Source organism: Williamsia herbipolensis (assembly GCF_000964005.1).
GTDB lineage: Bacteria > Actinomycetota > Actinomycetes > Mycobacteriales > Mycobacteriaceae > Williamsia_A > Williamsia_A herbipolensis.
Map to the genome: position 1 here is coordinate 1 of NZ_JXYP01000011.1, position 14,530 is coordinate 14,530.

The window sequence follows — 14,530 nt, forward strand, 5'->3', positions numbered from 1 at the left end:
CAAGGGTCAGGGGCGGGGGTCGGTGGGGAGGAGGCCGTGGAGGACGACGTCATGGCGGCGGCCGTCGGTGCCGAGGCGCACCGATCGGAGCACGCCCTCCTCGACGAACCCGCACCGCGCGGCTACCCGGCACGACGCCGGGTTGTCGGCGTCGGCGTTCAACGCGATGCGCTGGGCGCCGATCGACCACGAGTAGTCGACGAGCAACACCGTCGCGCGGGTGGCGATCCCGTGTCCGCGCGCCCACGGCGACACCATGTACCCGATCTCGGTGACGGCCGACTCCTCGTCGCGGATGCGCAGGCCGCAGGTACCGATCAGCGCATCGTCGGCGTCGGCGATGGCCACCTCGAACCCCGGCCACACCTTCGATGCCGACGCGTCGACGAACTCGACCGCGTCGGCGCGGGTGTACGGGCTCGGGATCGAGGTGAACGCCGCCGAATCGGGGTCGAGGGAGGTGGCCATCACCGCATCGACGTCGTCGACCTCGAGGGGCCGCAGGGTGATCACGCCGTCGGTGAGGATCGGGATGGTGCGCGGCCAGTCCATCAGCCCACCGCCCCGTCGCCGTGCCCGAGCGATCGCATCAGGTCGGTCATGATCGCCCCCCGCGCACCGGTGGCGTTCTCGTGCCGCGCATCGACGCGCATCAGCGCGCTCACCGGGATACGCAGTCGCCCTTCACGTTCTCGTAGTCGGGCGATCGCCGATCCGGGCGGCTCGTCGTAGAGCACCGTCCACGCGTCGGGCTGGTTGATCAGTTCCAGGGTCGCGGTGTGGTCGGCGGGCACGGGTGGGCCGTAGCGCGGCGTGAGACCGACGTCGGCGAACGCGTCGCGGATCACGGTGTGCAGCAACACCTGCTGCTTCTGCGGCGGCATGATCAGCGGGTGGCGCGCCAGGTCGGCCAACGCGACATCGGCGGTGCCGGCGAGCGGATGCTTCTCCGACATGGCCACCGTCAGCTCTTCCACCCACAGTTGTGACACGTGCAGGCGGCTGTCGACGATGGTGCCACGGATGAGTGCGATGTCGACGTCGCCGGACACCACGGCATCGACCCGCTGCTGGAAACTCTTGATGACGAATTCGATCTCGACGCCCGGGTGACGTTCGCGAACCGCGGCGATGGCGGCCAACGACCGCCGCGCGAAGGTCATGTTGGCCGCCAGTCGAACCCGCGAGCCGGGATCACGTACGGCCGCGTACGCGCGGTTCTCGAGGTCGATGATCTGGCGCGCGATGGGCAGGAGACGTTCCCCGGCCTCGGTCACGCTGACCGCACGGGTCGACCGTTCGAGCAGGGTGGCCCCGAGGTCGCGTTCGAGGCGGGCGATCTGATGACTGATCGCCGACTGCGAGATGAACGTCCGCTGCGCGGCGCGACTGAAGCTCAGCTCGTCGCACACGGCGACGAAATAGGTGAGCTGGCGCAGTTCCATTCGGGCCTCCGGGTGTCGTCCCCTGGGAACGTTACCGCCATTCATGAGTGATCGCGATGAGTTCCATCTGAGAAACGCGCGTGACGACGGGATCAAACCGCAGCACCATGGATGTTGGTCATGAGTAGAAGTGATCGGAAAGCGAGGGAGAACGAGATGCGTACAGACGATGCGACCTACTACGACGTGGTGATCGTCGGTTCGGGCTTCGGCGGACTGGCCGCAGCGCGCCGACTGCGCGGTCGCGGCAAGAGCGCCCTGCTGATCTCGAGCACCCCCGAATACCTCTTCCAGCCCCTGCTCTACCAGGTGGCGACCGGTGTCCTGCACCGCGACGACATCGCGCCCCGCACCGACGCACTGCTGCGCCGGCACCGCGACGTCGAGGTCGTCGAGGGCGAGGTCACCGCGGTCGACGCGATGCCCGCCGTCCTCACCTACCGCGCCGACGGACGTGACCACCGCGTCCGCTACGGCTCGCTGATCGCCGCGACCGGTGCCGCGCAGAGCTACTTCGGGCGCGACGAGTACGCCGATCGCACCTTCGCCCTCAAGACCATCGACGACGCCACCCGTCTGCGCGCGCACCTGCGCGCATGCTTCAACGCTCCCGCTCAGGACACCGCGGCCACCACGTTCGTCGTGGTCGGTGCGGGTGCGACCGGTGTCGAGGTCGCCGGGCAGATCGCCGAGTTGGCGCGCCGGCACGAACACCGCGAGGTGGCCATCACCGTGGTCGAGGGACTCGACGAGGTGCTGCCCGCGTTCGGCGGCGGGCTGAGCGACTACACCCGCGCATCGTTGGAGAAGGCCGGCGTCGAGGTGCTCACCGGATCGATGGTCACCGACATCGCCGACGGCGTCGTCACCATCGACGTCCACGACGGCGCCGCGACCCGCAAGATCACCACCGACACCGTCGTGTGGTCGGCCGGCGTCGCCGCGAGCGGCTTCGCCGGAGTCCTGGCCGAGGCGACCGGGTGCGACACCGACCGCGCCGGACGCCTGCTCGTCAACGACGATCTCACCGTCGGCGGCGTCGCCAACATCTACGCCATCGGCGACATGACATCGCTGCACGACTACCCCGGCCAGAGCCCGGTCGCCATGCAGCAGGGGCGCCACGCCGTCGACATCATCACGCGCAAGCTCTACCCCGGCAGCGCGTTCCACTACCTCGACAAGGGGTCGATGTCGATCATCAGCCGCGGACGCGCGGTCGCGAAGCTGACCGAGCGGATCACCTTCCGCGGCCTGCTCGCCTTCGGCGCCTGGCTCGCGGTGCACCTCTACTACCTCGCGGGCATGGGCAACCGGGCGAAGGCGGTCGTCGCCTGGATCCGGTCGTTCCTCGGCACCGCCCGCCCGGGCTTCGCCGAGGTGACCCGCACGCCGCAGGAGCACCGCGAACGCATCGCCGGCTGACCGGATCGGTCAGAGGCGCACGGCCTCGGTGGTGAGGTCGCCGCCGGCGTCACCGGTGTTGACGACACCCCGAGGTTCGATGAGCAGCGCCCGCACCTCGTTGTCGGCGCGGGGGCAGTGTTCGACACCGCGCGGGACGACGAACAGTTCGCCGGCCTCCACCACGACGTCGCGGTCACGCATCTGGATCGTGAGCGTGCCCTCGACGACGAGGAACAACTCGTCGGTGTCGTCGTGGCTGTGCCACACGAAGTCGCCCTCGATCTTGACGACCTTCACGTCGTAGTCGTTGAGCTGGGCGGCGATCTTCGGCGACCACGTCTCGGACAACTGGCCGAAGGCGGCGGCGAGGGTCACAACAGAGCTGGATGCCATGACACGAGGATGCCACCGAGGTGGCGATCAGGTCAGCCGCCGAACAGCAGATACAGCCCGAGGAACGTGTAGCCGACCATCGTCAGCATCAACGCGAGCTGGCCGGTGAGCCGGTGGCGGCGGGGAAGAAGTCGCAGTGACGCGTCGTGTGCCGCGACCACGGCGGCGATGTGGCCGCCGACGACGAACACGAGCTTGAGCGTCGACGACACCGTGGGGTGCGACGACAGCACGTACTCGGGGTGGATGTCGCCCAACCACAACACGTTCCAGCCGCGGTCGAGGGGATCGGCGAGCGAGGCGAACACCAGCTGGCTGCGCTCGACGATGTAGTTCAGGTAGTGGGCGAGGATGTACCCGACCACGATCGGGATGAGCGTGTGCGTCATCTGCACCGGCAGGCGTCGCCGCTGCTGGGGCGTCACGCCGCCGGTGGCGCGGGTCGACGCCCAGAACGTCACCGCCACCACCGCGATGAAACCGGCGAGCGTCACCGTCGACACCACCGATGCGATCGCGGTGCCCTCGCCGAGATCGTCGATGGTGCGCTGCCACACCGGGAACGACGAGAAGCTGTCGAACGCCGTCGAACCCAGCAGCACCGCCATCACCGCGAGCATGCCGGGTCGTTCGGGCAGCGTCGACAGATGCGCCAGCGGATTGCCCATCACGATCCGGCCCGAGTCGTCACGCCAGAACGGTGCGATGCGTGACGCGACGACGCCGTAGGTCTCGAACGGGTCGGCGCGGGCGAACCACCGCGTGCCGGTGAGCAGCCCACCGACGGCCATGGCCACGACGTACACCACCAACCAGATCCGGATGCCGATCAGCGCATCGGGATCGGGCGAGGCGAGCTCCAGCCACACGAACGCGGCGAGCCCGACCGCGGCGGGCCGGTGCCCCCACGACTCCGGGTATGCGCGCCGCGCCGTCGCACCGATCGGCAGGGTCGAGAGCAGCCGTGTCACGGTCCGGACCGGCGAGATGACCCGCCACACCGGTCCGATCAGCACCGACAGGACCACCAGCCCGACCCACAGCAGCACGTAGAAGACGCCGGGGAGCGGGTTGATCTCGGGATCGTCGCTGCCCGCGACGGCCGCCAGCGCGACCCACACCGTGAACAGCAGCGCGAACCCGGCAACGACCGCACGCACGCCGCGCGAGTCGACCAGTCGCGTCACCGCCGCCGGCAGCCCGATGCCCGAGGTCCGCGGATCCAATCGCGTTGTTTTCCAGGCGAAGGCGACGATCGCGAACGACGCCGTCAACGCCCAGGCACCACCGATCGGGGCGTAGGTGTAGGGCAGCGGAAGGTATTCCGCACCCAGCCCATGCGCCAGGATCGTGCTCTGGCTCAATGCCGTTCGGCCGGATCGTTGTCGGCGGGATCGACACCGGGTGAGTCGATCCCCGCAGAGTCGACGTCGGCCGGGGAGTCGGTCTCGATGTCCTCGTCGTCGCCGCGCCGTCGATCCCGCACCGCGATGAACACGATCACGCCGACCAGCAGGACGGCGGGGACGAACGCGGGCAGCGCCAACAGCAGCGAATGCGACGCCAGCGTCGTCGTGGTCGTCACGGGCGCGGCCCCACCTTCGGCCGCTCGCTCGTCGAGCGCACCGGGGTGGCGTCGTTGCGGTTGATGCGCGCGGCACCCCACGCCATCGCGGTGATCAGCAGCAACGAGCAGACCCCGACGACCAGCGATGCCGCACCGTAGAGCCAGCTGGGGTAGTCGAAGGTGCGCTCGCGCTGCAGGATCGTGATCTCGCGGACGAAGTCGCGGGTCATCCTCGGTTCCGCCGGCACCTCCTCGGCGCCGATGCCCGGGTCGGCGGGCAGATACACCGGGACCGCGGTCATGGTGGTCCCGTCCTGGACGCGCAGCAACGTCTTCCACGAGCCCGACGTCGGCACCGACCGTGTCGAGCGGTACAGCCCGGGCCCGATCTTCTCCAGCGGGTCGATGATGAGCCCGCGGGACTTGTCGAGACCGCCCTGCCAGGCCAGCATGGTCACCCACTCGGGGTCGTCGCTCACCAGATCCTTGGGCGTGATCGCGACGACGGCGGTGGCGCGGGTCTCGCCGTCCACACTCGGAGCCGGGCTCAAGGTGATGGTGGCACTGGCGTTCTCGGGCACCGTGGTCCGCAGACCGTTGGCCACGGCGCCGCCGATCACGAGCACGGTGACCGCGACGGCGACGGTCGCCCACCCCGGTCGCGGCAGGCGTTCGCCGGTGAGGATGATGCCGAGAAGCGCACCGCAGAGTCCCATCCCGACGGCGACCGGGATCGCCATGGCGAGCGCCTCGGGCCACATGCCGACCGGCCACGGGTAGTGGTACACCGCGTCGATCCAGAGCGATTCGAGGTACAGGCCCGCGGTGGCGATGCCGAGGCCGCCGACGACGCCGAACCACACCGGCTTGCGGATGAGGGGTGTGAGAGCGAGGAGCTCGATCACCACGGCCGGGCCGAGGTAGAGAGCGAAGACGTTGATCGGTGCGCCGAGGCCGGGGCCGACGACGAGCGCGACGACGCCCCGGATGACGGCGGCGAACACCGCGGCGATCAGAGCGGCGCCACGGCCCAGGGTGATCCGGGCGGCGATCAGCGCGAAGGCGGCCGCGCCGGCGATCATCATGGGCTGCAACACGAGTCGGAACTGCTCGATGCCGAAGTCGTACTCGATCTGGAACACCGACAGTCCGATGAGCAGGCCACCGAAGGCCAGACACCGGGTCAGCCACATGCCGCGTCCGTCGGCCGGGGCGTCGTCGCCCATGGCGGCGCGGCCCTCGCGCTCGAGGAGCAGCACGCCGATCAGCGACATGCCGGCGCCGCCGATGAGCATGAGGTGGGTGGGACCCCACAGGGTGACGTCCTGGCCGAAGATGCGATGCCAGATGTCGTCGAGGGGGAACCCGATCAGCGCGTACAGGCCGGAGCCCGCGAGCAGGATGCCGCCGACCGGTGCGTGCCAGGTGCGGGTGATGCGGACCGCGGCGCGGCCGGGCTTGTCGTACGGCAGGAAGATCGACAGCATTCCCGCGATGAACAGCAGGAACAGGCCGACGAGGATGAAGTAGTGCGCAGGGTTGGCGAGCGGTCCGGCGTCGCGGCCCTTGCCCACGTGCAGGCTCACGTCCCACAGGAACCCGAACAACGCGCAGATGATCGTGGAGACGAACAGGAACACGGGCAGCGCGGCCCACGGCGGTCGGTTGAGGCGACGTCCGGCCCACTCGCCCAGCGACGTCAGCCAGGTGATCTGACGGGTCCGGTGGCGCCACCCGATCCACAGCAGCGCCACCGAGACCACGGCCGCCGCGACACTCATACCGAAAACCTGGTCGAGGGCCGCGCCGCCACCCTCGGAGCCCTCGACCGCGAGAACCGCATCAACCGGTGTTGTCATGGTCTCAGTATTGAACAACCGCCGTTGTCATGTCCATGAAATCGTGCGTTTCGGGTGAACCACCCTCACCCGTCGACGGGTGTGAGGTCCTCCTGGGGTGTCTGACCTGCCTCGACACGCGCCGCGTGGAAGTCCTTCGAGCGGATGAGGAACGCTGCGCTCACCGCCGCGATCCCGGCGATGCACGCCGCGATCAGCAGGATCAGGTCGAGCGCGTCGGCATATCCGCGTCCTGCGCGTTCGGCGACCATCGCCCGCAGCGGCGCGGGGACGGAGTCGATGACCTGGGCGGCGGCGCCGTTGGCGACGGCGTCACCGATCTCGCGGCCCTTGTCGGCGAGCGGGGTGCCGGCCAGTGCCGACTGCACGTTGTCGCTCAGGCGCGAGGCGAGCAGGCTGCCGAGCAGCGCGACACCGGTGGCGATGCCGATCTGACGGAACGTCGAGTTCATGCCCGAGGCCATGCCGGCGCGTGCCTGCTCGACCACCCCGACGGCGGTCGAGGCCAGCGGCACGTTGATCAGACCGGTACCGACGCCGGCGACGATGAAGCCCGGGATGAACTGGGTCCAGCCGCCGGTGGGGTCGGTGCCGCGCATGAGCAGCAGGCCGATGCCCACGAGGATGAAGCCGGGCGTGATGAGCCACCGCGCGGGGACCTTGTCCGAGAGGCGACCGGCGACGGCGGCTGACACGAAGACCAGTCCGGAGAACGGCAGGAAGTACAGACCCGCCTGCAACGCCGAGTAGCCCATGGTGCCCTGCAGGTAGATCACGATGTAGGTCAGCAGCGAGAACATCGAGGCCGAGATGGCCCACGCGGCGATGAGTCCTCCGGTGAAGGTGGGTACACGGAACAGCGACGCGTCGACCATCGGTTCGGCGACGGTGCGCTCGACCACGGCGAACGCGATCAACAGCACGGCGGCGGCGATCAGCGAACCGGAGACCTGCAGCGAACCCCACCCGTCGGCGTGGCTGCGGATGAGCCCGAAGACCAGGAACGCCAGTGCGGCACTGAAGGTCACGCAGCCGAGCCAGTCGATCTTGTGGGTGCCCGGGGCCTTCGACTCGTCGACGCCGACGATGGTGATGACGAGCGCGATGATGCCGACCGGTATGTTGACGAAGAAGATCCAGTGCCACGACAGACCGGTGGTGAGAACGCCGCCGAGGACCGGGCCGACCGCGACCGAGACGCCGGTGACCGCACCGAAGACGCCGAACGCGATGCCACGCTCCCGCGGCGCGAACGCCTGGGCGAGCAGGGCCAGGGCGGTGGCGAACATGATCGCGCCGCCGACGCCCTGGGCGAGTCGGGCGATGATCAGCGTGAGGATGTTCGGCGCGAGTCCGCACGCCAGCGAGCCGACGGTGAAGACGACGATGCCGGTGGCGAACACCAGTCGGCGGCCGACGATGTCGGCGATGGTGCCCGAGGTCAGCAGCAGCGCGGCCAGCGACAACGCGTAGGCGTCGACGACCCACTGCAGGTCGGACAGGTTCGAGTCCAGGTCCCTCTGGATGTCGGGCAGCGCGACGTTCACGATCGTGACGTCGAGCAGGAGCATGAAGACGCCGGTGCATACGGCGGTCAGGGTCAGCCACTTACGGGCCATGGTGCCTCCAGATCGAATGCGAGCTCAGGAGATGGTCGCACATTCTGAGTGCGCACTCAACAATTGACAATCGGTGGGTAGTGTGGCCCCATGGCGCGACGTGGAAGGCCACCGGCGATCGGACGAGAGGAAGTGTTGTCGTCCGCGCTCGAGGTGCTGCGCGAACGCGGTGTCGCACGGTTGACCACACGCGAGGTCGCTTCGCGCGCAGGGGTTTCCGAGGGCTCGATCTTCTATCACTTCCGTGATCGGCAGGGTCTGCTCACCGCGGTGTTCGACGAGGCGCTGCGGCCGCTGTTCGCCTTCAGGAACGACATGGATCCCACCGTGGTCGGTGAGCTCGAGGACGTGCGGGCGGTGCTCGAGCAGTACGTCGCGGCCGTGCACACCTTCCTCGACGACGGCCTCGAACTGCTGGTCGCCGCACACGGGGACGCCGGTCTACGAGACGAGGTGGGGGCGGTGGTGACGGCCAACGACTTCGGTCCGCATCGCGGTGTCGCCGCGATGGGCGAGTACTTCGGAGCGCTGCAGGAGGCGGGGATCATCACCTCCGACGTCGACACCGGCGCCGCGGCCTACCTGATGGTCAGCGCGACGTTCCTGCGTTCGGCCCAACCCAAGCTCTTCGGCCATTCCCACGGCATCCCGCCGATGTCCGACGTCATCGACGTCGTGCTACGCATGCTGGGCGCCCCAGCGCGCGAGAGCCGGTCGGTCTAGCCGAGGACCTTCTCGGTCTTCGCGTACCCGCTCTCGACGCCGTCCTTGTACGGGCGCCACCAGTCGGCGTTCTCGCGATACCAGTCGATCGTCGCGGTGAGACCGGCGGTGAAATCGACATACCTTGGCGCCCAACCGAGTTCGGTACGCAGCCGGGTGGAGTCGATGGCGTAGCGCATGTCGTGGCCGGGGCGGTCGGTGACGTGGTCGTAGGCGTCGGCGGGCTCGCCCAGGACGGTCAGGATCGACTCGACGACGGTCTTGTTGTCGGTCTCGCCGTCGGCGCCGATCAGGTAGGTCTCGCCGACCGTGCCGCGCTCGATGATGGTCCACACGGCGTCGTTGTGATCGTCGACGTGGATCCAGTCGCGCACGTTCGTCCCCGCGCCGTAGAGCTTCGGCCGCAGGCCGCTCAACACGTTCGTGATCTGCCGCGGGATGAACTTCTCGACGTGTTGGTACGGCCCGTAGTTGTTCGAGCAGTTCGACAGCGTCGCGTGGATCCCGAACGAGCGCACCCAGGCGCGGACCAGCAGGTCGCTGCCGGCTTTCGTGGAGCTGTACGGGCTCGACGGGTTGTAGGGCGTCGACTCGGTGAACCGTGCGGGGTCGTCGAGTTCGAGGTCGCCGTAGACCTCGTCGGTGCTGATGTGGTGGTACCGGGTGCCGTGGCGGCGGACCGACTCCAGCAGCGTGTAGGTCCCGACGAGGTTGGTGTGCACGAACGCCGAGGGGTCGGCCAGCGAGTTGTCGTTGTGCGACTCGGCGGCGAAGTGCACCACCAGATCGGTCGCGGCGACGAGCGGATCGACCACCGCGGCGTCGGCGACGTCGCCCTCGACCAGGGTGATGCGATCGGCGACCGGTGCCAGCGTCGCCGGGTTGGCCGCATAGGTGAGCTTGTCGAGCACGGTGATCTCGACGTCGGGACGCTGTTCAACGGTGCGCAACACGAAGTTGGCGCCGATGAAACCTGCCCCGCCGGTGACCAGAACACGCATCAGGTGGCTCCTTCCCTCGAGGGCGAAGACTACCGGCCCCGTAGCGCGGTCGCGTGACTCACGCGTGTGTGCGCGGTGCAATAGTGTGGCGCCATGCGGGGAATCATCCTGGCCGGTGGCACCGGTTCACGACTCCATCCGATCACTCTCGGCGTCAGCAAGCAGCTGGTGCCGGTCTACGACAAACCGATGATCTACTACCCGTTGTCGACGTTGATGCTGGCCGGTATCCGCGACATCCTGGTGATCACCACTCCCGGTGACGCGGCGGCTTTTTCGCATCTGCTCGGTGACGGATCGCAGTTCGGCATCTCGATCACCTACGCCGTGCAACCGTCGCCCGACGGCCTGGCGCAGGCCTTCGTGCTCGGGGCCGACCACATCGGAAACGATTCCGTCGCACTGGTTCTGGGTGACAACATCTTCTACGGACCCGGCCTCGGCGATCAGCTGATGCGCTATACCGATGTCGACGGCGGATCGATCTTCGCCTACTGGGTGGCCGAGCCGAGCGCCTACGGCGTCGTCGATTTCGACGCCGACGGCAAAGCGATTGCGCTGCAGGAGAAACCGGTGAACCCCCGATCGAACTACGCGATCCCGGGTCTGTACTTCTACGACAACGACGTGATCGAGATCGCGCGGTCGCTGACGCCCAGCCCGCGCGGTGAATTGGAGATCACCGATGTCAACGCGACCTATCTCGAACGCGAGAAGCTGTCGGTGCACGTTCTGCCCCGCGGGACGGCGTGGCTCGACACCGGTACCTTCGACTCGCTGCAGGACGCCGGAAATTTCGTACGAACGGTCGAACAACGGCAGGGCCTCAAGATCGCGGTGCCCGAGGAGATCGCGTGGCGTCGCGGCTTCATCGACGAGGACGGACTGCGGCGCAGGGCCGAGACCCTGATGAAGTCGGGGTACGGCGCCTACCTGCTGACCATCCTGGAACAGGGGAGCTGACATGCGCGTGCGACCGCTGACGATCGCCGGGTCGTGGGAACTGACGCCGGTGCAGCACGGTGACCCGCGCGGGGTGTTCCTCGAGGCGTTCAAGGCGCCCGTCCTCGCCGAGCTGATCGGCCACGATTTCACCCTCGCGCAGGTCAACATCTCGGTGTCGGCGGCCGGGGTGCTGCGCGGCATCCACTACGCCGACACCCCGCCCGGGCAGGCCAAGTACGTCACGTGTCCCCGGGGCGCGATCCTCGACGTCGTGGTCGACATCCGTGAGGGGTCGCCCACGTTCGGTCAGTGGGACAGCGTCGTCCTCGACGACGTCGACCGACGCGCGATCTATCTCTCGGAGGGGCTCGGGCACGCGTTCTGCTCCCTCGAGGACGACTCGACGGTCTCGTACTTCTGCTCGACCGGCTACAACCCGGGCGGCGAACACGGCATCCACCCACTCGACCCCGATGTCGGGATCGACTGGCCCGCGGTGGGTCGCGACGGTGCGCCGCTGGAGTACTCGCTGTCGGACAAGGACACCGCCGCGCCGACGTTGGCCCGGGCCCGCGCCGATGGTGCGTTGCCCCGCCTCGACGACGTCGAGAGGTACCTGCGCGGTCTCGCCGCCCGCGACGCCTGACCCGCGCCGCGCGTGGTCAGCCGGCCTGACCGTAGAGGTGATCGGCGTGCAGGCGCAGGACCAGTCGACGGTCGGCGACCATGGCGCGCCGGTAGTCGTCCCAGTCGGGGTGCTCGCCGCCGATCGCGCGGTACAACTCGACGAGTTCTTCGGTCGCGTCGTCGTCGGGGGCCTGCGCCACGGCACTGAGCTCGGCGGGCCCGTCGGCCACGGCGTACGACCACCCGTCGGGGCTGCTCACGTGCAGCGCCGCCCGCGGGTCGCGCCGCAGGTTCGCGGTCTTGGCGCGGCCGTCGGTGATCGAGACCCGCAGGATCTCGGTGCGGGCATCGAAGGCGTAGTTGACCGTCGACAGCTGCGGACGGCCGTCGCGGCGGATCGTCGCGAGCACGCCCTGGTCGTGGGAGCGGATCAGATCGATGAGTGCAGATCGCGATGCCATGGGTGGACTATGACGGCCGCGGGTCCCGGCGACAACCCCCTCGAGGGCGACGTCGCTAGGGTGGAGAGATGAGTGACGACGTCGAGAGCATCTCCGAGGGTTCGGACAACGAGTACAGCTACGATTCCGACGACCAGCTGCAGCCCGAGGACACCCTCGTGGACCGCGGTGTCGACGACATCCTCGACGAGGGCATCTCCCCGCCGGAGAAGCCGAGCAAGGCAATGCGTTACGGGGTCACCGCGGAGGATCAGCGTGAGGGCGAGTCCCTCGAGGAGCACCTCGCCGAAGAAGTCCCCGATCCCGCCGCCGAGGTGACCTTCCACGAGGACAGCGCCCCCGAGCCCGCGGTTCCCGCCGACGAGGACCTCAGTGACGCCGTCGACGAGATCGACGAATTCGACAACGAGGTCGGCGACGACCGCGCAGGCCGACTCGTCTCGCCCGACGAGGGCGTCAACCCGCACACCACCCACCAGGCCGTCGGCTCCGACGCCGGCATCGACGGCGCCGGGGCATCGGCCGAGGAGGCCGCCGTGCACACCGTCCCCGAGGGTCAGATCCCCTGAGTCAGCGCTGTTCGGGGAAGGCGGGCAACGCCTTCTGCCGCAGCCACTTCTGCCACAGCGGCGTGAGCGGGGTGTCGCTGTGGCGGGCGGCGAGGGCCGTGAAGTCGTCGGTGCTCACCGAGCTGTAGCGGTACTCGCGCGTCCACTCCTTGAGCAGGGCGAAGAACGCGTCGTCGCCCACCGTGGCGCGCAGCGCGTGCAGGGTGAGTGCGCCTCGTTTGTAGACGCGGTCGTCGAACATCTTCTCGGGGCCGGGATCGCCGATCACGATGTCCTTGCGCGACGTCGCGAGCTGCCGATGATGCCGGCGGGCCAGGTTGTCGGCGGTGTCGTCCCCGGCGTACTCGGCCCACAGCCACTCGCTGTAGCAGGCGAACCCCTCGTGCAACCAGATGTCCTGCCATCGGGCCAGGGTCAGCGAATTGCCGAACCACTGGTGGGCGAGTTCGTGGGCGACGAGGCGTTCCGACCCGCCGTTGCCGTCGCAGTGGTTCGCGCCGAATGTCGACATCCCCTGGGCCTCGATCGGGATCTCGAGGTTGTCGTCGGTGACCACCACGGTGTACCCGGGGAACGGATACGGCCCGAACATGTCGCAGAACGCCGTCATCATCTGTTCCTGGCGCGCGAAGTCGGATTCGAAGCCGCTGCGCAGCCGCTCGGGCAGCACCGCGTGGATCTTCACCGGTTTGGTCGCCAGGGTCTTCCGCACGTACGGCCCGATGGAGATGGTCGCGAGGTAGGTCGCCATCGGTTCCACCTGCTCGTAGACCCACGTCGTCATCGCGGCCTTGTTGCGCTTGCGCTGCAGGGTCCCGTTCGCGATCGCGTGGTACGGCGACTCGGTGGTGATGGCGATCCGATACGAGGCCTTCGACGACGGATGGTCGTCGCACGGGAACCACGACGCCGCGCCGTTGGGCTGGTTGGCACACAGTGCACCCTCGGTGAGTTCCTCGAAACCGACCTCGCCCCACGGCCCACGGATCGGCTTGGGTGAGCCCGAGTACTTGATCACCACGGTCATCGACGCGCCCGGCGGCGCCGGCGTCGCCGGGGTGATCGACAGTTTGTTGGACCGCTGGCTGTAGCGCGACGCCCGCTTGCCGTTCACCGAGACCCGCGACACCGACAGTGACGTCGCGAGGTCGAGCGAGAAGCGTCCGAGGTGGTTGATGGCGGTCGCGGTGATCGTGGCGGTGCCGGTCAGGCGGTTGCTGGCCACCTTGTACTCGAGCTCGAGGTCGTACCGACTGACCCGGTATCCGAGGTTGCCGTTCTTGGGCAGGTAGGGATCGATCCCGTCGGTGGGGTCACCGAGTAACGGACCCCCACCCGAAGAACTGCTGTCCGGCACCAAACCTCCACTCGCACATGTGTGTCGTGCGCCCCCGGCGCCCACGATCGTGAAATGAGGTTACCCGGCCACCTGTGGGGTCCGCTCCGGTAGCGTTCGCCCCGGAGCCGGCGAATCGGACATCAGGAGGAACGGTCATGGGCGCATCGAGAAGTCTCACATCGCTGATCGCACGGGTGATCCTGGGCATCATCTTCATCATGCACGGCTGGCAGAAGCTGCACACCAACGGAATCGCCGCCACGCAAAAGGGATTCGCGGCCATGGACGCGCCGTTCCCCGAGTTCAGTGCCCACTACGCGACCTGGGTCGAGTTCGTCGGCGGCATCCTGCTGATCCTGGGCGTCCTCGTGCCGCTGGTGTCGATCCTGCTCATCATCGACATGATCGGCGCGATCTTCGTCGCCCACGTCGACAAGGGGTTCTGGAACTACGACGGCGGATACGAGTTCCCGCTGGCCCTGATCGCGGCGCTCATCGCCGTCGGTCTGGTCAACACCGGCAGGACAGGTGTCGACGGATACGTCATGAGCCGTCGGGGCCGCGCCAACACCTGA

16 protein-coding genes are annotated in these 14,530 nt (G+C 68.4%); 6 read left to right on the plus strand and 10 right to left on the minus strand.

Annotation, left to right across the window (positions count from 1 at the left end; all coding sequences use genetic code 11):
- Positions 1 to 6 precede the first annotated feature (6 nt).
- Complete coding sequence (locus TU34_RS04060) at positions 7 to 552, minus strand: GNAT family N-acetyltransferase (protein ID WP_052688719.1); 546 nt, start codon at positions 550 to 552, stop codon at positions 7 to 9.
- Positions 552 to 1,445 carry a LysR family transcriptional regulator gene (locus TU34_RS04065; protein WP_045821590.1) on the minus strand — a complete coding sequence of 298 codons (894 nt, stop codon included), beginning with the start codon at positions 1,443 to 1,445 and terminating at the stop codon, positions 552 to 554. The genes TU34_RS04060 and TU34_RS04065 overlap by 1 nt, the downstream gene beginning before the upstream one ends.
- Before the next feature lie 156 nt (positions 1,446 to 1,601).
- Here TU34_RS04065 and TU34_RS04070 point away from each other — a divergent pair, with 156 nt between their 5' ends.
- Complete coding sequence (locus TU34_RS04070; protein ID WP_045821591.1) at positions 1,602 to 2,870, plus strand: NAD(P)/FAD-dependent oxidoreductase; 1,269 nt, start codon at positions 1,602 to 1,604, stop codon at positions 2,868 to 2,870.
- Positions 2,871 to 2,879: 9 nt separating this feature from the next.
- Here the strand turns inward: TU34_RS04070 and TU34_RS04075 are convergent, their stop codons facing one another.
- The 5 genes from TU34_RS04075 to TU34_RS04095 all read right to left on the minus strand — a co-directional run bounded on the left by TU34_RS04075 (position 2,880) and on the right by TU34_RS04095 (position 8,290).
- Positions 2,880 to 3,245, minus strand: coding sequence for a cupin domain-containing protein (locus TU34_RS04075; RefSeq protein WP_045821592.1), 366 nt, complete (start codon positions 3,243 to 3,245; stop codon positions 2,880 to 2,882).
- 32 nt (positions 3,246 to 3,277) lie between these two features.
- Positions 3,278 to 4,609 (minus strand): hypothetical protein, encoded by a 1,332-nt coding sequence (locus TU34_RS04080; RefSeq protein ID WP_045821593.1) that lies wholly within the window; start codon positions 4,607 to 4,609, stop codon positions 3,278 to 3,280.
- Complete coding sequence (locus TU34_RS04085; protein ID WP_045821594.1) at positions 4,606 to 4,830, minus strand: hypothetical protein; 225 nt, start codon at positions 4,828 to 4,830, stop codon at positions 4,606 to 4,608. The genes TU34_RS04080 and TU34_RS04085 overlap by 4 nt, the downstream gene beginning before the upstream one ends.
- Entirely contained in the window at positions 4,827 to 6,671 is a 1,845-nt protein-coding gene (locus tag TU34_RS04090) for a hypothetical protein (protein ID WP_045821595.1), read from the minus strand. Before TU34_RS04090 ends, TU34_RS04085 begins: the two co-directional genes overlap by 4 nt.
- A gap of 65 nt (positions 6,672 to 6,736) precedes the next feature.
- Positions 6,737 to 8,290 (minus strand): MFS transporter, encoded by a 1,554-nt coding sequence (locus TU34_RS04095; protein ID WP_045821596.1) that lies wholly within the window; start codon positions 8,288 to 8,290, stop codon positions 6,737 to 6,739.
- 132 nt (positions 8,291 to 8,422) lie between these two features.
- Between TU34_RS04095 and TU34_RS22230 the strand changes: the two genes are divergently transcribed.
- Positions 8,423 to 9,013 (plus strand): TetR/AcrR family transcriptional regulator, encoded by a 591-nt coding sequence (locus TU34_RS22230; protein ID WP_052688720.1) that lies wholly within the window; start codon positions 8,423 to 8,425, stop codon positions 9,011 to 9,013.
- On the opposite strand, the gene rfbB is transcribed toward TU34_RS22230, so the two are convergent.
- Positions 9,010 to 10,014: a dTDP-glucose 4,6-dehydratase gene (gene rfbB, locus TU34_RS04105; protein ID WP_045821597.1), complete on the minus strand. Its 1,005-nt coding sequence runs from the start codon at positions 10,012 to 10,014 to the stop codon at positions 9,010 to 9,012. The genes TU34_RS22230 and rfbB overlap by 4 nt on opposite strands.
- Positions 10,015 to 10,107: 93 nt before the next feature.
- Between rfbB and rfbA the strand changes: the two genes are divergently transcribed.
- Both rfbA and TU34_RS04115 read left to right on the plus strand, forming a co-directional pair.
- Positions 10,108 to 10,977 (plus strand): glucose-1-phosphate thymidylyltransferase RfbA, encoded by an 870-nt coding sequence (gene rfbA / locus TU34_RS04110; RefSeq protein WP_045821598.1) that lies wholly within the window; start codon positions 10,108 to 10,110, stop codon positions 10,975 to 10,977.
- A gap of 1 nt (position 10,978) precedes the next feature.
- The gene (locus TU34_RS04115; protein ID WP_045821599.1) at positions 10,979 to 11,605 is read left to right on the plus strand and encodes a dTDP-4-dehydrorhamnose 3,5-epimerase family protein; all 627 of its coding nucleotides are present in this window, start codon (positions 10,979 to 10,981) and stop codon (positions 11,603 to 11,605) included.
- A 16-nt stretch (positions 11,606 to 11,621) separates the two neighbouring features.
- Here the strand turns inward: TU34_RS04115 and TU34_RS04120 are convergent, their stop codons facing one another.
- Entirely contained in the window at positions 11,622 to 12,047 is a 426-nt protein-coding gene (locus tag TU34_RS04120; protein ID WP_045821600.1) for a PPOX class F420-dependent oxidoreductase, read from the minus strand.
- 68 nt (positions 12,048 to 12,115) lie between these two features.
- On the opposite strand from TU34_RS04120, the gene TU34_RS04125 reads away from it, so the two are divergent.
- Positions 12,116 to 12,616 (plus strand): DUF5709 domain-containing protein, encoded by a 501-nt coding sequence (locus tag TU34_RS04125; protein WP_045821601.1) that lies wholly within the window; start codon positions 12,116 to 12,118, stop codon positions 12,614 to 12,616.
- A 1-nt stretch (position 12,617) separates the two neighbouring features.
- On the opposite strand, the gene TU34_RS04130 is transcribed toward TU34_RS04125, so the two are convergent.
- Positions 12,618 to 13,973, minus strand: a complete 1,356-nt coding sequence (locus TU34_RS04130; RefSeq protein WP_238981163.1) for a M1 family metallopeptidase — start codon at positions 13,971 to 13,973, stop codon at positions 12,618 to 12,620.
- Positions 13,974 to 14,110: 137 nt separating this feature from the next.
- On the opposite strand from TU34_RS04130, the gene TU34_RS04135 reads away from it, so the two are divergent.
- Positions 14,111 to 14,530, plus strand: a complete 420-nt coding sequence (locus tag TU34_RS04135; RefSeq protein WP_045821603.1) for a DoxX family protein — start codon at positions 14,111 to 14,113, stop codon at positions 14,528 to 14,530.